The sequence below is a fragment of the Cognataquiflexum nitidum genome (assembly GCF_022538055.1).
Taxonomy (GTDB): Bacteria; Bacteroidota; Bacteroidia; order Cytophagales; family Cyclobacteriaceae; genus Cognataquiflexum; species Cognataquiflexum nitidum.
In genome coordinates this window covers 81849-104086 of the sequence record NZ_JAKZAM010000016.1, presented here as the reverse complement: position 1 = coordinate 104086, position 22238 = coordinate 81849, and the positions used below count along the sequence as shown (strand labels likewise).

The window sequence follows — 22238 nt, the reverse complement described above, 5'->3', positions numbered from 1 at the left end:
CTTAAAAATTGGGTTGAAATTGGAAAAATCAATTTCAAGATTATTCCAATGATTAAAAAATCCAGCGCCCTCAGAAGGCGATTTTAGTCGACTAATTTCATTCGTGCGTCAGAATCATCGCTTCAAGCCTGTTGTAGCACTTGTCGGCCAACTTCAAAAAACCATCTTCTCCCGAGAATGAACCGGGCTGAATGGCTGCTGAAAAATAAACTTGGACTTTTCCCGGCCTCAACAAGATTGAGCCCCGCTTCATAATATGGTCTGCACCGATAACTGCCATCGGCATGATGGGTGTTCCTGTCTCGATTGCTATTCTAAATGCCCCTTTTTGAAATGGAAGCAAAACTTGCCCTGTATGGTTTCTTGTTCCTTCCGGAGCGACAACAATAGAGATGCCTTTTTTGAGAATTTCCATCAGCCTGTCCACAGATGCTTTGCGCGAAGCGGTATCCTTTCTGTCTACCCAAACCGCCACTCTTGAGACCACAAACCCGAAAACAGGGATTTTGGAAAGTTCCTTTTTGCCGATGGCCCGCACTTCCTGTCGGATAGCCATCGGAATCACCGGAGCATCGATAAAGGACCGGTGGTTGAAAATATAGATGTACGCCTGCTTCGGGTCAATGTGTTCCCGACCCCGGATTTCATAGCGGATGCCTACCAAAAAGGACCAAATTCCTGCCCAAAAGCGGATAAAAATAAAAGAAACTTTCCCGCCTCTCGGACTGACCAAGAGCGGGATGACAATAAACAATCCAAAGACCAACATCAATAGGACAAACAATGCAGCTGCATAGATGGTATAAATCCACAGAATGATTTTCATTTTAGGAAAGGTTTGGGTAATTTTATAGATCGTTAAATAAATTTACTAACTCTTTACTTGCAAACAACCCCTGAGAGCGATTTCGGGGGTTTCGTTTTTTTTATCTATTGATGAATGGAAGGACGTTAACGAAAACCTAATATATAGTTTATTATTTGGTTTTTCTTTAAATATTCGAAAGAATGGCGCTGATAAATTTTCCTTAAACTACGGATTCCGAATTTTATATCATTTTAGGTATACTGTTATTTTTAAAAACGAAAAAATTTCTTTTTATTCTTTCAAAAAATTAGTGTAAAGATTTTGCAGTTTGTTTTTTTTTTTTCATTTAAAAAACTAATTTATGTTCAACAATAAATGAAAAGATTATGAAGAAACTCTCTATCAAATTGGCTTTTTTGCTAGGGTCTGGACTGATATTGAATCTATTGCCTATTGCTAATGCAAATACAAAAGATAAGGCTTGTGTATATACAGTGGACACACCTGATTCTTATAGGTTAGATTGCTTTGGAGCAGGTTCAATGTGTTCAAATGTCTTGTCTTGTCCTGTAATCAGATTGCTTAAATTTTAATTAAATATTTTAAATCAATAAATAAAAACAAATGAAAAAGCAATTTAACATTCGGACGTTACTAGTATTATCTTTTATGATTTTACTTTCCTTTAATCTGTTTCAGCCAAAAGTTTCAGCCCAATCTGGGAATACAAAGGCTTGTAGGCTTACAATTATTTCTGATGACGACGCGATAACTCAATGTATATCAGAAGGAACGGTATGCGGTGTTGTTACAGATTGTTTTAGAATTTTCAAGCCAATTACCTAATTAGAATGAAAATTTATTGGATCAATTTTGGTGGACTAATTTCTATATTGATTTTAGTCCACTTTTCCGTTGGTTGTAATAGGAAACCATCCAATTTTGAGGAAAATTTTAATAAAAGGAATTCTGAAGATTTTTATGGAGCAAAACTAAATATTGATACATTGGTTTTAAAAGTTGATTCATTAACTGTGATCCCTCCAAATTCGCAATTAATATCAGGTGATAGTGTACTTTTTTTCTTCAATAAATCTTTAAACGCTTTAGAATTCCATCATTTGTATGGCATCAATGAATTTGAAAGAATTATTTTAGATAAAGAAGGTCCCAATGGTATAGGTTCAAATTCGAATCTCGGAATATTCTATTTTTCTAAAGACACTTTAGTGGTTTCTAGTGTCAATAACCTTATTTTAATTAATAGAAGAGGTGAAGTATACAAAAGAATGAAGATTGATTTGGAAAATTTGGGATCCTTCCCCGATTTAATGATACAAGGAACAAAGCCTGTTTGGAAACAAAACAACAAATTGATTATTTCGGTTTTTCCACACTTAAATACCCACAAAAAATCAGATTTAAAAAATTGGCAAAATTTTTTGTTAGTGGATTTGGATTCTTCTGAATTTAAAAGTTTTGGAAAATTACCACTAAAAATGCAATCGCAGATATTCGGTATTAATTTTTTGAATTTTTCCCATGCCTTTAATGATCAAAATGAAATGATCATTTCGTTTGCTCCTATTAATAATTTGTTTAGGATTCCATTAATAAGTTTAGAAAAACTCGAAGAAATTGACATCAAAGTTGAGAATCAAAAGGATGTGCCTTCTCTTGAAAATGAAAGTAATTCCGAGATGCAATATGTCCTTTCGCACTATCTGCTTAATAATAGTTTCGATGGGATTTTCTTTAACGGAAAACAATATTTAAGAATTAGCCAAAACCCTTTGTCGGAAAATGACTATGATAACAAGTCATGGGCAAAAACAAAAAATATCATGCTTTATGATGTCGATTTTAATTTGTTAAGTTTTTGGAATACTAATTCCAAGTCAGTAAGCTATAATATGATTTATCCAACACAAAGGGGGTTTTTGATGAGGATAAATTCTGTTGTTGAAAATGAATTTAGATTTATTCACATAAATAATGATTTGGATGAAAAAATATAGTTTTGTAATTGTTTTAATGATTATTTTTTGTGCCAGAATGAAAAAGATAGTAAGTATTTAAAATTGGAATCATATTTAGAAAATATTCCAAATTCTGATAATTATAAACATGTTTTGGTAATTCCTGCCACAGTTTCCTGTGAATATTGTGTCATTAAAGTATTTGAATTTATAGAAAGGTTGCATTTACCAAAAGATGTTCTGTTTGTATTAACAGCAAATTCAGAAAAAGAACTCAATAAAGTTTCTGTTGCCTACGGTTTAAAAGAAGGGCAACAAATAATATTTGATACAAAAAATTATTTTTTTTTGGAGGGATTGGTTTTTATAACTCCTGTGCTTTACAGTAAAAATAGGGTTGAATGGGATTCAAAAGAAATTGTACCGTTAAATGTAATTCAAGAATTAAAAAATTTATTTTACTTCGGAAATTGCAATGAATTAATTATTGATAAAATATGGCCAATTGAATTTAATGGTAATATTAAGAAAATGGTTCTTTCAGGCGACTCTTTAAGTTTATTGATTGATCGATTAGAAAATTCCTCAATGGATACAACAGTTTTTGTGTTTAAAGAAATTCTAGATTTTTTTAAACCTAACCTTGTCGAAGGTGCAATAATTCAAAAACAAGCATATTCGCTCGAATATTACAGAATGACCTTAATCGACAGTATGTCTGCTAATTCTAAGCGATACATTCTATTGTGTCCATAAATTTTGTTAATAGAGTTTTCCAGTTTTTTCAATTTGAAAATTCTCCTTTTCCAAAAAAACCTTACATTTGCAGTCCGTTCGGGTGAACGGGGTCTCTGCGAAGCTTCTCAGCGACTTTTCATCAACTAAAAGCCTCAATCCAATGACCCTAGGATGGAGGAATGTCAGGGTCAATCACACATTATGTCTAATCAAAAAGAGTTTAACTGGGATAATTTCTCCACCAAAGGTTTTGGTGATGGATATTCCAAAGAACAAAAGGCCGACATGGAAGCCATGTATGCCGGAACTTTGAACACGATCACAGAAAAAGAAGTCATCAAAGGTACCGTAGTTGGTATCAATGACAAGGACGTGATCATCAACATCGGTTTCAAATCTGATGGCTTGGTTCCCGTATCTGAATTCCGTGACCTTCCTAATCTTAAAATCGGTGATCAGGTAGAGCTATTCATTGAAGAGCAGGAAAATGCCTTGGGACAGCTTGTCCTTTCAAGGAAAAAAGCAAGAATGGTACGTGCATGGACTGACATCGAAGATGCCCTTACCAATGACAGCGTAATCGAAGGTCTTGTAAAAAGAAGAACAAAAGGTGGCCTTATCGTGGATATCTACGGTGTGGAGGCTTTCTTGCCAGGTTCTCAGATCGACGTGAAGCCTATCAGGGATTTTGATATCTATGTAGGTAAGAAAATGGAAGTAAAAGTGGTTAAAATCAACCATACCAACGATAACGTAGTGGTTTCGCACAAAGTCTTGATCGAAAAAGACCTTGAGAAACAAAAAGCAGAAATCCTCAACAACCTTGAGAAAGGTCAGGTATTGGAAGGTGTCATCAAGAACATGACCAACTTCGGTGTATTCATCGATTTGGGTGGTGTAGATGGCTTGCTTCACATCACTGATATCTCTTGGGGTAGAATCAACCATCCGGAAGAAGTACTTAACCTTGACGACAAAGTTCAGGTGGTGGTACTTGACTTCGATGATGACAAGAAGAGAATTTCTTTGGGTATGAAGCAATTGACTTCACATCCTTGGGATGCTTTGTCAGCTGAATTGGAAGTTGGCTCAAGAGTAAAAGGTAAAATCGTCAATGTGGCTGATTACGGTGCATTCTTGGAATTGGCTCCTGGCGTTGAAGGTTTGATCCACGTTTCTGAAATGAGCTGGTCACAGCACTTGAGAAATCCTGCTGACTTCGTAAAAGTCGGTGACGAAATCGAAGCAGTTGTGTTGACTTTGGACAAAGACGAAAGAAAAATGTCTCTTGGTATCAAGCAATTGACTGAAGATCCTTGGACAAAAGGTGACATGGCTGCCAAATATGCTGTGGGAACCAAACATAAAGGAGTGGTAAGAAACTTGACCAACTTTGGCTTGTTCCTTGAATTGGAAGAGGGAATTGACGGTTTGGTACACGTATCTGACCTTTCTTGGACCAAGAAAATCAAGCATCCATCTGAGTTTGTGAAAGTCGGTGACGAATTGGCGGTAGCTGTTTTAGAACTAGATGTTGACAACAGAAGATTGGCGCTTGGACACAAGCAATTGGAAGAAAACCCTTGGGATACTTTCGAAACAGTATTCCCTATCGGATCTGTCCATAAGTGTACTGTAAATAGCAAAAATGACAAAGGTGCAGTTCTTGAGCTTCCTTATGGTCTTGAAGGTTTTGCAACCTCCAAAAACTTGGAGAAAGAAGACGGATCTACTGTAGAAGTCGGTGAATCTTTGGATTTCAAAGTAATCGAATTCTCTAAAGATGACAAGAGGATTGTACTTTCCCATACCGCTACTTTCAAGGAAGATGCTAAATCTGCCGCAACTTCAGCAACTGCAGCTGCAAAGAAAGGCAAGAAAAAAGCTGACGAACCTAAGTCTGAAGCTCCTGCTGCTGCAGAGAAATCAACTTTCGGTGACATCGACGCTTTGGCAGAGCTGAAGGAGAAGATGGAAGGCGGAAAAAAGTAAGACTTGAGATGTGAGATATAAGACATGAGATCTTAGCTCATTCTTAAATAATAGAAAAGTGTCTGCCGAAAGGTGGACACTTTTTTTACAACTAATCCTTTCCTTTGAGGTTTTTAAAACCTCGAAGGATTAACCTTTTTTAGCTACAAATAAAAATAATTAGCATTTTACTTTAGTTGGTCACATTTCTAATTTTTTTTTCGTCCTAAATAGGTATTCCAAGTTTTAAGGCAAATGACAAAAAGATGTTTATTCATAATGGTGCTGATGGGTATAAGTTTTTCAGCCCTTTCCCAAAAAAACAATGAAATCCAGGTTTATTATGGTCTTCCTGAGGCCCGGATGCGGTGGAATGTTGAAGTATTAGGAGCTCCATCTAACCAATTGAATTCAGCTTTGGATTTTGGAATCAGGTATAGAAGGCAGATTAATGAAAGCTGGGGATTTACTACGGGACTTCAGTACTTTCAGGCGGAGAAAATCATAACTCTTATGCCAACCGGGATGCCTACTCTTGGTCCTTCTCAATTTAAAGAGCCTCTTAAACTACTCTCTATTCCTTTATTGTTAGATTTTGAGTTTCTCAAATATTTCTACCTTTCTGCAGGCCCGCAATTAGATTTTCAACTGACTGAGGACATGTTCAAATCTCAGGATCAAAGAGGAATCGGATACATTGTTGGTATCGGAGGAAGAATCCAAAAAGAAAATCTGAGCCTTTTCGTTTTTCCGAACTTCAGCAGGCATTCATGGATTCCTTTCAAAAAACAGGAATTTGATTCCCGCCAAGTGTTGGAAGTATTCAGTTTACAGGTGGGTGTTGGGTATAAGTTTTAGAAACAGAAAAGTGTCTGCCAAAAGGTGGACATTTTTTTTATGCCCATCCCAATTTCTTGCTTGGTCTGTATTGGGAGAAAATAGAGGCTAAGGTCAAATTTGAAAAAATCAACTAAGAATAAAATTGGTTTTTGAAAATTATTTTTTAAAATTGAGTTATGAAATATCTCCAACTTTATATACTCGTCCTCCTAATTTTTTGCTCATGTTCGAATCCTGAAAAAATGGTGCAGGAAATTCCTGCCATTTATTCGTTTGAGTTAATTGATTCGCTGGATTTGAAGATTTTGGGCGACCCTATGGTTACGGACGTCAGCCCAAAAGCAGACCGATTTGCTTTCTATGATTTTGCCAACAGCGAATTTATCATCACGGACAGCTCAGGATCTATTTTGAGCCGATTTTCAAAAAAAGATGATACCCCGGATTCTTATGGGTTCCTGATGGAATCCCCCGGTTTCGTCAATGAAAATCAACTCGCCCTGGCCGGGATGAGTGGGATATTTATCTATGATTTGGAAGGCAATATGATTAAAAAACTTGCGCATCCTGAGACTTTGGGAGGGGCAGGTTTTATGAGTTTTTCAGGTAAGGGAATGGAAACGGTAACACTTCAAGGAAAGCAGTATTTGCTTAGTAAATCTGTCCGTACCCGGGAGACTTTCGCCGGAGAACAAAAATTTTATGACTCCTTCAGGGCTTTGGAACTTATTGATATTGAGGAAGAAAAATTCATCGAAATTGTACCCTTTGAGCAAGGAAGTCAGTTTTTGGATGGAAACGGCTATTTTGAAAGTGATTATGCTCCGGCATTAGAGGCCGCCGGGGAGAAACTATACATCGCCTTGGGTGGGGAGCAGCGATTGAATGTGTACGACCTGAGCCCTGAGGGAGCAAAGTTGGATACGGTGGTCATGTTCGATTTGCCCGGCTTTGGCAAACTGCCTGTAACGCCAAGGGCTGAATTTGCCGAAGGTACCGTTATAATTAAAGGTGGCACTCCTGCTATTCGAAACATTCATATCCTAGATGGGAAAATTTTGATGCAGTACTATGGAGGAATTCCCGAGGAAAAAATGAAGGAATTAGAAACGCTTTATAGTTCAGGAAGTGAAGAGGAAGCTGAATTGCTCTATGAAAAAATTGAAAGTGAAGTCAATCAGGGGATTTTGATATTGGACCAAAAGACTTTGGAAGTAATTGGTAACCTTGATTTTCCCGAAGGAGTTAATGTAAGCGGTTTTGCTTCAGGCGGTGGATTTCTTTGGATGGAAAAAGCGCCAAACGAGGAAGAGGAAGAAGATTTTTTAAGGATTTACAAAGTAAAATTGGTAGGGAAATGATCAAAAACCGGATTGCAATACTGTTGATTTGGGTAGTTATCTGCAGTTGCTCAGAAAGGGAAAAAGGGGCTCACAATACGGACGATTCAAACGAATGGGAACTTGTCATCTTGGATTCTATTCAAGTCGATTATTTGGGGAATATTAGAGAGGGGATTTTTAACAATGGAATAGGACTGGTTAAAGACATGGTCAGTGGCGCTTTAATTAGGTTTGACTCTATGGGTAATATTTTGACAACGAAAGAATTTCCTCTAGAAGGCCCCGGGTCCATATCGTTTTTGGAGACTTTGGTTGAGCATAACGGTGAATTTTTTGGAACAACTTCAGCTAAAAATATTTATCATTTTGATGCTGATCTTAATTTGAAAGAAAGGTTGGAAATGCCTATTTTGGGTGAGGCAAGAGGCGGTGCCTACAATAGAAGAAACATTGCTTTTTGGGAAGAAAAAATACTGCTATGGTATCCTGGGCGCAATGGTGTCAGTCCCTATATTGACCATTTTTATAGAGATTACCCTCTTTTGGAATTGTATGATTTGAAGACAAAAACATCAAGCCCGGTGGTGAGAACCCCTTCTACTTCGAAATTCAGCGGGGATGATTTTTTCAACCGACCCGATCTCAATTTCACCATCGAAAACGACAGCCTCTACCTAACTTTTTCCAATGAGCCCATTTTGCATATATATGCTTTGGGGGATAGTATTCTTTGGAAAAGGAGTATGGATATCAATCCTATCGACTTTAAATTGATGCCTGGGCAAAAAACGCCTGTGACGTACCAAGAAATGACCAAGATGTTTGAAGCAAATATTCAGGGCATTTTTTCGGATTCGAACCATATCATCGTCACCTATCATGGAGGAATTGATAGCGATACTTTTGCAAAAAACAACTTGAAAGAAAGAGAAAATTTTTACCTGTACCCTCATTTCGTTAAGAATTATCTCAAAATCTACTGGTACGGATATGGTTGGTCAAACGAGGTAATGCTTCCTTCAAAAATTGATTTCATACTCAATATCGAATCTGTGGATAAGCCATTCTATGCCTTAAGAGATGATGATTTTCTCGGGGAAGAGCAAAACCATATCACATTCTATAAACTCAAATTGGTCAAAAAATGAATTGTAAGGTTCCTGTATTGTTGTTGCTATTCTTTTCGCTTATAGCTTGTTCCCCAAAGGAAAGTTCAGATTTGGAGACTTTTTCAAACGAATGGGAACTTGTGATCTTGGATTCCATCCATGTGGATTATTTGGGGAATGTAAGCGGAGGAGATTTCAGAAACGGGAATGGTGTTTTTTTTAATTTTCAAGAAAATAAACTGGTTGAATTTGATGCAAATGGTAAGATCACCTATGAAACGTCATACCCCAAGGATGGACCGGGAAAAGTCCAATACCCAACTCAATTGAGGTACACAGGGGATGGAAGGCTTTTTGCAGCGAGTTTTATGGGTTGGTTGTATGAATTGAATCCGGATCTGACTTTGAAACAAGAAATCAAGCTTCCATTTCCAAGTCAGGCACATGACGGGGGAGGCTTTATTAGAAATCTCGAACATTGGAATGATTCTTTAATCAGTTATTACCCGGGCAGAGACGGAGCAAATCCTTACGATCCCCATTTCTTCAGAGATCACTTTCTGTTGGAAAAAATTGACCCAAAAACAGGAGGCTCAGTGCCGATAATTAAAATCCCAACTACCTCCAGATATTCCACAGATAAATACTTCGAACGGCCTTGGTTTCAATTTGGCATCAATGGAAATATACTTCAAATGGCTCTAAGAAATGAAACAATGGTCCATGCTTTTGATCTAAGCAATGGAGGGAGTTATATAAATACCGTTGATTTTAAGCCTTCAAAATTTTTGGACAATGGCGAACATCAAGAAGAATATCAATATGTCTCTGGGACAAGAATGCTAGACGGAGATATCAGACAGTTATTTGTAACCCAGAAAGGAACGGTAATCATTTTTCTTGAAGGAATTGAGGAGGAAATTTTCATCCAAAATGAATTGAACATTCCAAAAAACTTTCCTAAGTACAAGGATTTTCAAAATCAGATCTTGAAAATTATACTGCCAGATTCCAGCCTCTCCAATGAAATCATAATCCCCTATAGAATAGGAAGATTTATGAATATTGAGGAGTTGGACAAGCCCTTCTACGCTTTAAGGGATGATGATTATCTCGGAGAAGAGCAGGATTTCATCACCTTTTATAAGCTTCAATTGGTCAAAAAATGAAAATTTTCCATTAGATTTTTTGGAGAAATGTCCAATGATTCATTTTCCATGATGCGATAACCTGGGCTGAATTCACACCTTCTTCCAATCGATTTTTTCAGGTTTTAAAGGCAATTGACGGAGTCTCTGACCCGTCCCATCAAATATAGCATTGGCTATTGCCGCAGCTACAGGGCCTTGTGCGGCTTCTCCTGCACCAAGTGGTTTCTCTTCCTGTCTATTTATAATATGGACTTCCACTTCTGGGGTATCATTGAAGCGCATGATTGGATAACTTGACCAATCCTTACTTTGCACTCCATTTTCATCGAACATCACCTCTTCTAGCAAAGTCCAACTTGCAGATTGGATCATGCCACCTTCGGTTTGGTTTATCAATCCATCTGGATTGATGACTTGCCCGGAATCTATCACTCCTGTTAGTTTTGTCAGTTTGAATGTTTCTGCTGAGCTGTCAATATTGACTTCTGCAAGTACAGCGAAATAGGAAGCTGAGTTTTTATATTTTGCAAAAGCAATTCCATATCCTATGCTTCCATTTTTGTTCCTTGACTCCCAACCTGTTTTTTCTTTCAACAAAGTTAAAACATCAATGGCTCTTTTGTCATCCAAATTTTTCAATCGGAAGTCAAAAGGATCTATTTTGGCAATTACAGCCAATTCATCAATAAAGGATTCCAAAGCAAAGATGTTTCCATAGGCTCCCAACCCCCTCAAGGCTGATGTTCTTAATGGGCCATCATAGTTGTTGATTTGAAGTCTTTTGAAAGGTATGTTATAATAAGGAGTCGCGTTTCTATAAGTTCCTTCTGAAAATCTTCCTTTTTCAAATTGGAAAGGTTGTTCCAAATGTCTCCCCGATATATAATGTCCCCCTTTTCCATTTGGGCGGGTATTATGAGTATCAGACCACAGGTGGGTATCCCAAGCCGTTATTTTTCCATAAGCATCCAAACCGGCCGCCAACTTGATTGCCATGGCTGATCCAAAGGGTTCCCATTGATGTTCGTCTTCTCGTGTCCATTGAAGCCTTACTGATTTATCAGGGAAACGCATCGCAATCAAAGCAGCCTCAGCAGAGGCATCGTCAGCTCCATTGTGTCCATAGCAACCTGAACCGGGCATTCCGATACAGCGGATTTTTTCGATATCCAATCCCAAAAGATCCGATAAAGAATTTCTGAGAGGATATACACCTTGGGTTGGGGACCAGACGGTTAATTGCCCATCCTTCCATTCTGCCAAGGCGCATGATGGACCTGCAGTCCCATGCATATGGTAAGGTCGGTGATATTCAGCCTCGAGTTTTTTAGCTGAGGCATTGATTTTTGAACCTATTCCCGGACTTTCTTTGACCATTTCCGGAGAATTGGCATTTGTTTTCATCTGCCGGTATAGATTCTCCGGTACAGTTGCTATTTTGGGGAATGTCCATTCAGTCTCTTCTTTCAATTTTCGCAAAGCAATTACAGCTTGATATTCCCTTTCAGCAATGACAGCAACAAAACTCCCGTCTACTACCAATTCCAAAATACCGGGCAAAACAAGAATTGATTGTGGATCAATTTTGCTGAGCTTTGCATTGTATGTCGGAGGGTGCATCACCCTTGCATGCAATATATTTGGCAACCTGATGTCATGGACAAAATGAGCCCCCCCCCTGACAAGTTTTTCAATGTCTGGTCTGTGTAAAGATCTCCCGACAATTCTATGAATTTTTGGGTCCTTGATGGGAGCCTGTCCGGTAACTTTACCTTCTAGGAATTTGCCGTCTAATAATTCCCAATAGCTGATGGATTCTTGGTTCTTGTTTTTTATATAACCATTTTCAACTGTTAACTCAGATACGCTCAAATTCCATTTTTGGGAGGCCAGATTTAGAAGTTGATATCTTGCTTCCGCCGCAGCTTCTCGGATTGCCCTACCGCTCCCTTCAACTGAATTGCTTCCCGCGGTGTAACCTTCATTCGGTGTCTGCCCGGTATCTCCATCGATGATTTGACAGCTAGCTATATCCACATCCAATTCCTCAGCAGCAATTTGGATCAAAGCTATTCTGATTCCCTGTCCCAATTCTTGTTTTCCAGTCATGATTGTCACTTGACCTGAGACATCTAGTCTGATCCAAGAGTCCAACATTTCATTTCCATTATTAGGCCTTAACGGGATGGTGGTCGGTGCTTGTACATTGGATTCTTCGCTTGTCGAATTACAAGAAATGAAAGGAAACAAGTTGAATCCAATTAAAAGATGGCCTGTCGTTTTAAGGAAATCTCTTCGGTCGGTTTTTGGAAGTTTGAGATTTTTCATAATTAAAAAGTTTCAGATGAATTTGCAGCTCTTTTTACTGCTTTGATAAAACGTGAGTGAGTTCCACATCGACAGATCACTGGGTTCAATGCTTCTTTTATTTCAGCTTCAGAAGGATTTGGATTTTTGCGGAGTAACGCAACTGCTGAAATCAGCATGCCATTAAGACAATAGCCGCATTGTGCAGCCTGCTCCTCAATGAATGCCTTCTGGATTGGATGGAGCTTTCCATCCTTCTCAAGCCCTTCTATAGTTTCAAGTTTTTTATTTTTGAATTCGGAAACTGGTTTGATACACGTAGGTTCAGCAATGTCGTCCACCAACACCATACAAGATCCGCACTGCTGAAGCCCACAGCCGAATCGGGGACCATTGAGTTCTAAGTCACTTCTAAGTACATATAAGAAAGGCTCATTTGGGTCGACTTCGACACTTTGGGACTTGCCATTAAGCTTTAATCGGATTTGCTCTTTCATCTCTTATTTATCTTGTCCAAGTTAAATTTAAAGAAACGGAAGACAAAATCAAAAGAGACCTTAGTAAACAGTCTTTTGTGCAGAAAAGTGGGGTAATATTTTTTGAATTGGAAAATTTGTGTAGAAGAAATACATGTAGTAGGACCTCCAATCGAATTGGGATTTAACTTGAATAGTGAAATAAAAAAAGCATCCCTTTTAAAGGATGCTTTTTTTGAGGTCGAGAGCGGATTCGAACCGCTGTACAAGGTTTTGCAGACCTCTGCCTAGCCACTCGGCCACTCGACCGTTTTTTTACGGAATGCAAATGTAGGGATTCTACTAATTAAATCAAACGGGACATGACCGAATTTTGAATCAGTAAATAATTCATTTTGGATAAAACAAAAAAGCTCCCCGTATTAGGGAAGCTTTTGAGGTCGAGGATGGATTTGAACCACCGTGGAAAGTCTTGCCGACTAACGCCTAACACTCGGCCACTCGACCTGTTGATACAAGTTGACTTTTGTAGAATACTTCCATTAGATCGAATTCTAAGTACGTATAAGCTAAAAAGCCTTTTCAAAAGATTTGGAACGGAATTTAGTTTGGACATTAAACCGTTCACTTGATGAGGTCGAGGATGGATTTGAACCACCGTGGAAAGTCTTGCCGACTAACGCCTAACACTCGGCCACTCGACCAGGTAAAAACTATCTGATATCGGACAATAATGGCAGGTTTTTTTCCCGGCCTAAATTGCCAAATGATCATTTATAAAATTTGCAGGAACGGTTTATCTTGGGTGATTAAAACGTTCTTTATTCGAGGTCGAGGATGGATTTGAACCACCGTAGAAAGTCTTGCCAACTAACGCCTAACACTCGGCCACTCGACCTTTTAGTGCAACAAATAAAATCACTAAATTCTAAATTGACAAACTTTTTTGGAATTATTTTGGAGAAAAAAAGAAATTTCCAAGATGATTGATTTTGAAATGTTCAAAAATAAACTTCAAGATTTTTGATCGCCTTTCAATAGAGCAATATTAATCCAAATATTATTTTATTTATAATGAATCTAAATTATTTGAGGTTGAATAAAAATAATTTAAATAACTGAAAAACAGTAACATACCATAAAATAAAATCTATTTTTAGGGAAATGAACTCTAATTGATTCAAGTTTGAAAAATAGAATTGCGATAGTACATTTGCAGTGTTTATCAAAAAACATGCATTAAACTGTTTAATAAGTAACAAATATGTCGATCAATCGCTCATTATTAAGTGTCCCTCTAAGGTTTAGCCTCTTGATGTTGCTATTCTTCCAGTTGTCAGGGACACAAGTCTACGCGGTAAATCCCGATGTTTCCAACAGTGAGGAGGCGATAGCAGCAGGGAAGACCGTCTTCAATGCAAACTGTAGAACCTGCCACAGATTGGACGCAAAAAATGTCGGACCAGCTTTGAGGGGAGTTACAGACCGTCATTCAATAGAGTGGACCAAAAACTTTATTAAGAATTCGCAGGCTTTGATTGCTTCAGGTGATGCTGAAGCAGTGGCGATTGCAGCCCAATTCAACAATTTGGTAATGCCTGCCCATGAATTTTTATCAGATGCAGACCTGATGAACTTATTGGCATATATTGAATATGGCGATAAGGCAGATCCTGCTGTTGCAGCTGTGGCGGCTGACGGTGCTCAAGCGGGCGCTTCAGGAGGTTCAGGAATCCCAAGCGAATACCTTACGATTATTTTAAGTGTTCTAGTTTTGGTATTGCTCTTAATATTGATTGTTTTAGGGCTCATCATATCTATTTTGACCAAGTATCTGGGAAATCAGAAGCTTGATGCTGTCGATGAAGAATATATCAATCAAAAATTTGATTTTAAGAAATTGGTCAAATCTGATGGTTTTATAATCATAATAACAACACTTGTTATTGCTTTTACGGTAAAGACTGCATTAGATGAAATATTGACAATTGGTGTTCAGCAGGGTTATGCTCCAAAGCAGCCGATTGCATTTTCCCATCAGCTTCACGCGGGGCAATATGAGATCGAATGTCAATATTGTCACACCGGCGTTGAAATTGGCAAATCTGCTAACATACCTTCGGCTAATATTTGTATGAACTGTCATACCCATATCCAAAATGTTGGAGGTAAAGAAGGTATCTCTCCGGAGATTGCCAAAATTTATGCGGCGGTAGATAATAATCAGCCTATCGAATGGGTGAGAATCCACAACCTTCCCGATCTTTCTTATTTTAACCATGCTCAGCACGTCGCTGTAGGTGGGATAGAATGTCAAACTTGTCATGGACCGATACAGGAGATGGAAGTGGTCTACCAGCACAGCTCACTTACAATGGGATGGTGTATAGACTGTCATAGACAGACAGACATCAATTCAAAAGGAAATGAATATTACGATAAATTGGTACAGTTGCACAGCAGTTCAAAAGAAGCCCTCAAGGTGAAAGACATCGGAGGATTGGAGTGTGCTAAGTGCCATTATTAATTAAATAATTAATTCAGAACTTACTTTTCTTGAATATACAATGACAGAAAATAAAAAGACCTATTGGAAAGGTTTAGAGCAATTAACAAATGATCCAGAATTTGTTAAAAATGCAGAGAGGGAATTTCCCGAGTATTTGCCGATCAACGGTGGTAATGAGGAAGGTTCTACAAGAAGGGATTTTCTAAAATTGATGGGTTTTAGTTTGGCTGCAGCCTCCTTGGCAGCTTGCGAAGCTCCTGTGAGAAAGGCAATTCCTTATGTCAATAAGCCTGTAGATATCAATCCTTCAATTCCCAATTATTACGCATCAACGTTTTCTTCGGGAGGTGATTATGCATCTATCGTGGTGAAAACCCGAGAGGGAAGACCAATCAAAATTGATGGAAATGAACTTTCTCCAATCAACAAAGGCGGCATAAGTGCTATTGTAGAAGCTTCAGTTCTTTCATTGTATGACAAGCAAAGACTTGCGGGTCCGCATATCAAAGGAGTAAAGTCTGATTGGGCAACAATTGATGCTGAGGTAAAATCAAAATTGGCATCTGCCGGTTCGGTTAAAATCGTAACCAATACAATACTTTCTCCTTCTACTGAAAAAGTATTGCAGCAGTTTGCTGAGGCTTTTGGAAGTGCTGAGGTCATTGCTTACGATCCAATTTCCAATTATGGTATCACCAAAGCTGCAGAGCTATCCTATGGTAGCTCGGTGCTTCCCACATATAACTTCGAAAAGGCAAATGTTATAGTAAGTTTCGGAGCTGACTTCTTAGGTACATGGATTTCTCCTATTGAATTTGCAAAACAATATGGACAGGGTAGAAAAATTTCGAAAGAAAAGCCTGTTATGTCCCGTCATTTTCAGTTCGAATCCAATCTTTCTTTAACGGGAGCTAATGCTGATTATAGAACTCCGATAAAACCATCTCAAAGTGGACTTGCAGTTTTGGCATTATACAACGCCATTGCAAAGCAAGCCGGAGCTGCATCCGTTGCCGGTGCTACTATCGAGATTGCACACCTTGACAAAGCAGCAAAAGAACTTTGGGCCAACAAAGGCAAATCTATCGTGGTATCGGGCTCAAATGATCCAAACGTTCAGGTAGTCGTCAACGCAATTAATGACTTACTTGGAAATAATGGGCTAACTGTTGATTTTTCTAAACCATCCTATTTCAGAAAAGGAGATGATTCAAAAATGAATCAGTTTGTGGACGACCTAAAAGCAGGCAGAGTGGGAGGAGTCGTTTTCTACAACTGTAATCCTGTTTATGATTTTGCAAAAGGGGCCGAAGTAGCAGAAGGCATTGCGAAGGCAAAAGTATCGGTATCTACCAATACAACCATGGATGAAACTGCCTCATTGGTACAATATGTTGCCCCTGATCACCATTACCTTGAATCATGGAATGATTTTTATCCAAGAAAAGGAGAATATAGCTTGAGTCAACCTGCTATTTCTCCATTATTTGATTCAAGACAAGCCCAGGATTCATTCTTGGTTTGGGCAGGATCTTCGGTAAATTATTATGATTTCTTACAGCAAAACTGGAGTTCTACTTTATTTGCCTCTCAAACAGAAACTTCAAGGTTTCAAGAGTTTTGGGATAGGTCTTTGTTCAATGGGGTGTATTCCATTCCATCTGAGCCAACATCTGTTGCGAATGTTGCTGATTTAACTGCGGCAGCTTCGTCCGTAGCAAAAGTCTACAAAGCAGAGGGAACAGGTACCGAATTGGCGATATACACCAAAGTCGGAATTGGAAATGGAACATTTTCCAATAACCCTTGGCTTCAGGAAATGTCTGATCCAATTTCCAAAGCTACTTGGGATAATTACCTGACCGTTTCCCAAAAATGGGCAAATGAGAATGGCTTAAAGATGTCTGAAGGAGAAACCAAGAAAGCAAAAATTACGGTAGGAGGTAAATCTCTTATGGTACCTGTTTTGGTTCAACCAGGACAAGCAGACGGAACAGTTGGTTTGGCTTTAGGATATGGCAGGACCAAAGCTGGTAGAGTTGCGGATGGCGTCGGAGTCAATGCTTATGAATTGGCAGACAGCTCAAAAGGCTTTACAAATTTTGATGTGACTGAAGGCATATCTATCGAATTGACTTCTGAGGTTTATAAAATTGCACAAACTCAAACCCATCAAACCTACATGGGAAGAGAGTTTGTGATTCAAGAAGCTACCTTAGGTGAGTATAAAGAAGACGCATCTGCAGGTAGATATCAACCAAAAATTTACAAAGAAGGAGAATTTGTCAAACCTTCTAAAATTTCACTTTGGAAAGGACACCAATATAGCCAACACCATTGGGGTTTAGCAATTGATATGAATTCTTGTATCGGTTGCGGTGCATGTACCATAGCATGTCAGGTTGAAAACAACGTTTCTGTAGTAGGAAAGCAAGAAGTGCTTAACCGTAGAGAAATGGCTTGGATCAGGATTGACAGGTACTATAGCTCTCCTTCCGAAGCTACATCCAATAAAGAATTGGAAGTTGCTGCGGATAACCCTGAGGTTACCTTCCAGCCGATGATGTGTCAGCACTGCAACAATGCACCTTGCGAAACTGTATGTCCTGTTGCGGCAACAACCCACTCTTCGGAAGGTCTCAATCAAATGACTTACAACAGATGTATTGGAACAAGGTATTGTGCAAACAACTGTCCATATAAGGTAAGGAGATTCAACTGGTTCAAATACCATGACAATAAAGACTTTGCTGCTGTGAACGTTGCACAAAACGATGACATGGGTAAAATGGTATTGAATCCTGATGTTACTGTCAGAGCAAGAGGTGTCATCGAAAAGTGCTCTATGTGTGTTCAAAGGATCCAAGCAGGCAAATTGACAGCTAAAAGAGAAGGACGTAAAGTAAAAGATGGCGAAATCAACGTAGCCTGTGCTTCAGCTTGCCCTACTACTGCCATTGTATTTGGAGACATGAATGATGCCAACAGTAAAATCACTCAAATGCTCAAAATTCAAGAAGATACTACATCAGCAATGAAAGAAGTAAATGAAGAAAGAGCCTACCACGTATTGGAAGAAATCAATGTGAGCCCTAACGTGTGGTATTTTACTAAAATCAGAAATAAGGATAAATCAGAAGCGTAATAAATAATTTTATAAGATATGCATGTTACTTCATCCGTACGCCAGCCTCTGATTACAGGCGGTAAAACTCTGAAAGACGTCACTCATGATATATCAAGGCAAGTGGAAGCTAGACCCAGTATGGGATGGCTTTTGGCCTTTTTATTTTCAGTCGGGGTGTTGTTGATAGGATCCATTGCATTGGTAGCAACTCTTTGGGAAGGTATCGGTATGTGGGGACTCAATAAAACTGTAGGCTGGGCTTGGGATATCACCAATTTTGTGTGGTGGGTTGGTATTGGTCACGCAGGTACATTGATCTCTGCAGTACTTTTATTGTTCAGACAAAAGTGGAGAATGGCCATTAATAGAGCCGCTGAAGCGATGACTATTTTTGCGGTAATCTGTGCAGCCATGTTCCCTATTATTCACATGGGCAGACCTTGGTTAGGGGCTTACTGGGCCTTGCCGCTTCCAAATACATTTGGTTCTCTTTGGGTTAACTTCAACTCACCCCTCCTTTGGGACGTGTTTGCGATTTCAACCTATTTCTCGGTATCCTTGGTGTTTTGGTACATAGGCTTGATACCTGACTTTGCCACAATCAGAGATAGGGCTTCAGGCATTAGAAAAAGTATATATGGTGCCCTGTCATTTGGATGGGATGGTGCAGCCAAAACTTGGAGTAGATACGAATCAGTAGCTTTGATTTTGGCTGGTTTAGCTACTCCTCTTGTACTTTCAGTTCATACTATTGTATCCTTTGACTTTGCTACCTCGGTGATTCCGGGATGGCATACGACTATTTTCCCTCCATACTTTGTGGCAGGGGCGATTTTCTCCGGATTTGCAATGGTGTTGACATTGATGATTGTGACAAGGAAAGTGTTCCATTTGGAAGATTATATTACTATCGGCCACATCGAATTGATGAACATCGTTATCATCATTACAGGATCAATTGTCGGAATTGCTTACATTACGGAATTCTTCATTGCCTGGTATTCGGGAGTTGCTGCTGAACAATATGCCTTTATGAACAGGATGTTTGGTCCCTATTGGTGGGCATATTGGTCAATGATGACATGTAACGTGATTTCTCCACAACTATTCTGGTTCAAGAAAATTAGGACATCCATTGTTGCCACTTTCTTATTATCCCTTGTAGTAAATATTGGAATGTGGTTTGAAAGATTTGTGATCATTGTGACCTCTTTGCATAGAGATTATCTTCCGTCCTCTTGGGCGATGTTCTATCCAACTATCTCAGATGTTGGGGTTTATCTGTTCACCTTCGGATTATTCTTCACTTTGTTCTTCTTGTTTGCAAAGTTTTTCCCTGTAATCAACATGGCCGAAGTGAAATCTATTGTGAAATCTTCATCAGAAAAAGTAACTAAATAAAGCATGGAAAGAGATAAAAATTTCATCCTAGGCGTATATGACGATGAGGATGTTTTATTGGATGCAATATCTAAAGTAAGGGGTAACGGTGTCAAAATCCATGAGGTGTATTCACCGTTTCCTGTTCACGGAATAGATGATGTGCTTGGATATAAAAGAAGCAAACTTCCAATCGCAGCTTTCTTGTTTGGAATGCTTGGGACCACGCTTGCGTTGACCATGCAGTTTTATATGATGAAGATAGATTGGCCAATGATTATCGGTGGTAAAGACCATGCTGCTTTTCCTGATTTTATTCCGGTCACATTCGAACTCACGGTATTATTGGCTGCATTTGGAATGGTTGGCGTATTTATGATAGCAAGCAATCTAAAACCATGGGGTCAACCTAGGATTTTTGATGTCAGAATTACTGATGACAAGCATGTAATGGCAATTGACCTTGCAGTGAATTCTTCACTAGGCGAAGGAAAATTATCTGACGTTTTGAAAAGTTCAGGAGCTTCAGAGGTAAATTTTAAAAGTTTTGAATAGGTAAATAGATATATGAAAATCACACATTCTATATACACGTTTGCATTTCTTGGGGTAGCCTTTGGCATGACTTCTTGTGGTGCCTCCGGCGAGAATCCCGGTTATGAATATGCGCCGCAAATGTATAACTCCATTGCATACGAACCTCTTTCACAAATTGTGAATGAAGAAGAAGGAGCATGGCTGTCTACAAGAGAAGACGGAAAAGGGGAGTTTTTCAATAGTAATATTAACAACCCCAACCGCATGAACATGCGAGAGCCTGTAGCCAACACAGTTCCAAGATCCAAAGATGGCTCTTTACCGTACAGGTTGAAGCAGTTCGAATTGGAAGCCGCAGCATTGAATCAAAACCCTGTTGCTTTGACACCTCAAGTATTGGCTGAAGGAAAGGTTTTGTACACACAATATTGTTCTGCCTGTCATGGACAAGGTGGTGAAGGAGACGGTAAAGCGGGTGAGGTAATCGGCGGTGTAGCCAATCTAAAGGGTGGTGCATATATTAATCTTCCTGAAGGTCACATTTTCCATGTGGTCATGAAAGGAAAAGGTAGAATGGGGGCACATGGTTCTCAGATTCCACAAGAAAGGATTTGGAAAATTGTTCACTATGTTAAACAAGAAATTCAGAAGCAATAATCATGGGTCACAGTACTACAAATTATAATTTGGATCAGAAATTTGATTTTTCAGCAGGGCTTAAAAAATCAATATTTACAGTTTTGATCATTGGTGCAGTTATCCTTACTGCAGGTATTTTGATGGCAGCCTTAGGTGGAGGCCATGATGAAGCCCATGCTGAAGGTGCTCATGCTTTTCATTGGTACAAAAGACTATATGCAAATCTTTGGATCAATAATGTCTATTTCACAGGTATTGCTGTAATTGGAGTTTTCTTTTTTGCGATCCAATATGCTGCACAAGCAGGATGGTCTGCACCATTGTTGAGGATTTTCCTCTCTTTTGGATATTGGTTGCCAATTGCAGGTGTTATCATGATTGTGAGTTATTTCATTGTAGGTCATGATATTTTCCATTGGACACACAAAACACTGTTTGATGTGAATAGTCCCGATTATGATAAAATTATAGATGGCAAAGGAGCCTTTTTCTTTTGGCCACTCGAGAAAGGGACGTTCCCGGCTTTCTTTATCATAAGAATGGTTGTTTTCTTTGGGGCTTGGGTTTTGTTTTTCAACAAATTGAAAAACTTATCCTATCAGGAAGATCTCAACCCTGGAAATCAATCTTGGTTTAAAATCAGAAAGTGGTCTGCTTTGTTCCTTGTTTTCTTTGCGGTTTCTTCTTCAATCTCAGCTTGGGACTGGGTGATGTCCATAGATACACACTGGTTTTCTACCATGTTTGGATGGTATGTTTTTGCATCATGGTTTGTAGCGGGTTTGTCCGCGATGACTCTGGTAACAGTATTCTTAAAGGAAAGAGGTTACCTTGAAATGGTTAATGCAAACCATATTCATGATCTTGGAAAGTTTGTTTTTGCATTTTCTATTTTCTGGACTTATATCTGGTTTTCGCAATTCTTATTGATCTATTACGCTAATATACCTGAGGAATCAGTTTACTTCGTAGAGAGACTTCAAAGTGATGTGTATAGCCCGTTCATTTTTGTAAATCTAGCACTAAACTTCTTCCTTCCCTTCCTTGTTCTTATGACAAGGGATGCAAAAAGGCACGGTATATTCCTGAAAGTAATTTGTTCTCTGATTATCGTAGGTCACTGGTTTGACTTCTTCTTGATGGTACAGCCTGGAACTCTTGGTCACAATGGAGGCTTTGGCTTGATGGAAGTTGGGATGCTTTTAATATTTGGTTCTTTGGTTACATATGTTGTTTTAAACAATCTATCTAAACAAAATCTTATTGCTAAAAATCATCCAATGTTGGAAGAAAGTTATCATCATCATATTTAATTATCCGAAAA

16 protein-coding genes and 2 tRNA genes are annotated in these 22238 nt (G+C 38.7%); 13 read left to right on the top strand and 5 right to left on the bottom strand.

Going from position 1 to position 22238, the window contains the following annotated elements; genetic code table 11:
- Positions 1 to 97 precede the first annotated feature (97 nt).
- Complete coding sequence (locus tag MMU07_RS12465) at positions 98 to 826, bottom strand: lysophospholipid acyltransferase family protein (RefSeq protein ID WP_241126203.1); 729 nt, start codon at positions 824 to 826, stop codon at positions 98 to 100.
- Positions 827 to 1659: 833 nt separating this feature from the next.
- Between MMU07_RS12465 and MMU07_RS12460 the strand changes: the two genes are divergently transcribed.
- The 7 genes from MMU07_RS12460 to MMU07_RS12430 all read left to right on the top strand — a co-directional run bounded on the left by MMU07_RS12460 (position 1660) and on the right by MMU07_RS12430 (position 9957).
- Positions 1660 to 2826 (top strand): DUF4221 family protein, encoded by a 1167-nt coding sequence (locus MMU07_RS12460; RefSeq protein WP_241126202.1) that lies wholly within the window; start codon positions 1660 to 1662, stop codon positions 2824 to 2826.
- Positions 2827 to 2889: 63 nt separating this feature from the next.
- Positions 2890 to 3543, top strand: a complete 654-nt coding sequence (locus MMU07_RS12455; protein WP_241126201.1) for a hypothetical protein — start codon at positions 2890 to 2892, stop codon at positions 3541 to 3543.
- Positions 3544 to 3726: 183 nt separating this feature from the next.
- Entirely contained in the window at positions 3727 to 5517 is a 1791-nt protein-coding gene (gene rpsA / locus MMU07_RS12450; RefSeq protein ID WP_241126200.1) for a 30S ribosomal protein S1, read from the top strand.
- Between the two features lie 234 nt (positions 5518 to 5751).
- Positions 5752 to 6354 carry a hypothetical protein gene (locus tag MMU07_RS12445; RefSeq protein WP_241126199.1) on the top strand — a complete coding sequence of 201 codons (603 nt, stop codon included), beginning with the start codon at positions 5752 to 5754 and terminating at the stop codon, positions 6352 to 6354.
- Between the two features lie 158 nt (positions 6355 to 6512).
- Positions 6513 to 7697 carry a hypothetical protein gene (locus MMU07_RS12440; RefSeq protein ID WP_241126198.1) on the top strand — a complete coding sequence of 395 codons (1185 nt, stop codon included), beginning with the start codon at positions 6513 to 6515 and terminating at the stop codon, positions 7695 to 7697.
- A complete protein-coding gene (locus MMU07_RS12435; protein ID WP_241126197.1) occupies positions 7694 to 8827 on the top strand; it encodes a hypothetical protein in 1134 nt (377 codons plus the stop codon). Before MMU07_RS12440 ends, MMU07_RS12435 begins: the two co-directional genes overlap by 4 nt.
- Entirely contained in the window at positions 8824 to 9957 is a 1134-nt protein-coding gene (locus MMU07_RS12430) for a hypothetical protein (protein ID WP_241126196.1), read from the top strand. The genes MMU07_RS12435 and MMU07_RS12430 overlap by 4 nt, the downstream gene beginning before the upstream one ends.
- A 72-nt stretch (positions 9958 to 10029) precedes the next feature.
- On the opposite strand, the gene MMU07_RS12425 is transcribed toward MMU07_RS12430, so the two are convergent.
- The 4 genes from MMU07_RS12425 to MMU07_RS12410 all read right to left on the bottom strand — a co-directional run bounded on the left by MMU07_RS12425 (position 10030) and on the right by MMU07_RS12410 (position 13620).
- Positions 10030 to 12267, bottom strand: a complete 2238-nt coding sequence (locus MMU07_RS12425; RefSeq protein ID WP_241126195.1) for a xanthine dehydrogenase family protein molybdopterin-binding subunit — start codon at positions 12265 to 12267, stop codon at positions 10030 to 10032.
- 2 nt (positions 12268 to 12269) lie between these two features.
- Entirely contained in the window at positions 12270 to 12743 is a 474-nt protein-coding gene (locus MMU07_RS12420; protein ID WP_241126194.1) for a (2Fe-2S)-binding protein, read from the bottom strand.
- A 217-nt stretch (positions 12744 to 12960) separates the two neighbouring features.
- Positions 12961 to 13031: transfer RNA gene (locus tag MMU07_RS12415), tRNA-Cys, on the bottom strand.
- A 519-nt stretch (positions 13032 to 13550) separates the two neighbouring features.
- Positions 13551 to 13620, bottom strand: a tRNA-Cys gene (locus MMU07_RS12410).
- 366 nt (positions 13621 to 13986) lie between these two features.
- Here MMU07_RS12410 and MMU07_RS12405 point away from each other — a divergent pair.
- Genes MMU07_RS12405 through MMU07_RS12380 form a run of 6 tightly spaced genes read left to right on the top strand, consistent with a single transcriptional unit; the run spans position 13987 to position 22227 of the window.
- On the top strand, positions 13987 to 15249 hold the full coding sequence (locus MMU07_RS12405; RefSeq protein WP_241126193.1) for a c-type cytochrome: 1263 nt from the start codon (positions 13987 to 13989) through the stop codon (positions 15247 to 15249).
- 40 nt (positions 15250 to 15289) lie between these two features.
- Positions 15290 to 18376 carry a TAT-variant-translocated molybdopterin oxidoreductase gene (locus MMU07_RS12400; RefSeq protein WP_241126192.1) on the top strand — a complete coding sequence of 1029 codons (3087 nt, stop codon included), beginning with the start codon at positions 15290 to 15292 and terminating at the stop codon, positions 18374 to 18376.
- 18 nt (positions 18377 to 18394) lie between these two features.
- A complete protein-coding gene (nrfD, locus tag MMU07_RS12395) occupies positions 18395 to 19759 on the top strand; it encodes an NrfD/PsrC family molybdoenzyme membrane anchor subunit (RefSeq protein WP_241126191.1) in 1365 nt (454 codons plus the stop codon).
- Between the two features lie 3 nt (positions 19760 to 19762).
- Positions 19763 to 20293, top strand: coding sequence for a DUF3341 domain-containing protein (locus tag MMU07_RS12390; protein WP_241126190.1), 531 nt, complete (start codon positions 19763 to 19765; stop codon positions 20291 to 20293).
- Between the two features lie 12 nt (positions 20294 to 20305).
- A complete protein-coding gene (locus MMU07_RS12385; RefSeq protein ID WP_241126189.1) occupies positions 20306 to 20932 on the top strand; it encodes a c-type cytochrome in 627 nt (208 codons plus the stop codon).
- 2 nt (positions 20933 to 20934) lie between these two features.
- Positions 20935 to 22227 carry a quinol:cytochrome C oxidoreductase gene (locus tag MMU07_RS12380; RefSeq protein WP_241126188.1) on the top strand — a complete coding sequence of 431 codons (1293 nt, stop codon included), beginning with the start codon at positions 20935 to 20937 and terminating at the stop codon, positions 22225 to 22227.
- The last annotated feature ends 11 nt before the right edge of the window (positions 22228 to 22238 follow it).

Bases quoted from the DNA above. Each gene is read 5' to 3' on its own strand.
- MMU07_RS12465 (WP_241126203.1), bottom strand. From the start codon at position 826: ATGAAAATCATTCTGTGGATTTATACCATCTATGCAGCTGCATTGTTT.
- MMU07_RS12460 (WP_241126202.1), top strand. From the start codon at position 1,660: ATGAAAATTTATTGGATCAATTTTGGTGGACTAATTTCTATATTGATT.
- rpsA (WP_241126200.1), top strand. From the start codon at position 3,727: ATGTCTAATCAAAAAGAGTTTAACTGGGATAATTTCTCCACCAAAGGT.
- MMU07_RS12445 (WP_241126199.1), top strand. From the start codon at position 5,752: ATGACAAAAAGATGTTTATTCATAATGGTGCTGATGGGTATAAGTTTT.
- MMU07_RS12440 (WP_241126198.1), top strand. From the start codon at position 6,513: ATGAAATATCTCCAACTTTATATACTCGTCCTCCTAATTTTTTGCTCA.
- MMU07_RS12435 (WP_241126197.1), top strand. From the start codon at position 7,694: ATGATCAAAAACCGGATTGCAATACTGTTGATTTGGGTAGTTATCTGC.
- MMU07_RS12430 (WP_241126196.1), top strand. From the start codon at position 8,824: ATGAATTGTAAGGTTCCTGTATTGTTGTTGCTATTCTTTTCGCTTATA.
- MMU07_RS12425 (WP_241126195.1), bottom strand. From the start codon at position 12,267: ATGAAAAATCTCAAACTTCCAAAAACCGACCGAAGAGATTTCCTTAAA.
- MMU07_RS12420 (WP_241126194.1), bottom strand. From the start codon at position 12,743: ATGAAAGAGCAAATCCGATTAAAGCTTAATGGCAAGTCCCAAAGTGTC.
- MMU07_RS12405 (WP_241126193.1), top strand. From the start codon at position 13,987: ATGTCGATCAATCGCTCATTATTAAGTGTCCCTCTAAGGTTTAGCCTC.
- MMU07_RS12400 (WP_241126192.1), top strand. From the start codon at position 15,290: ATGACAGAAAATAAAAAGACCTATTGGAAAGGTTTAGAGCAATTAACA.
- nrfD (WP_241126191.1), top strand. From the start codon at position 18,395: ATGCATGTTACTTCATCCGTACGCCAGCCTCTGATTACAGGCGGTAAA.
- MMU07_RS12390 (WP_241126190.1), top strand. From the start codon at position 19,763: ATGGAAAGAGATAAAAATTTCATCCTAGGCGTATATGACGATGAGGAT.
- MMU07_RS12385 (WP_241126189.1), top strand. From the start codon at position 20,306: ATGAAAATCACACATTCTATATACACGTTTGCATTTCTTGGGGTAGCC.
- MMU07_RS12380 (WP_241126188.1), top strand. From the start codon at position 20,935: ATGGGTCACAGTACTACAAATTATAATTTGGATCAGAAATTTGATTTT.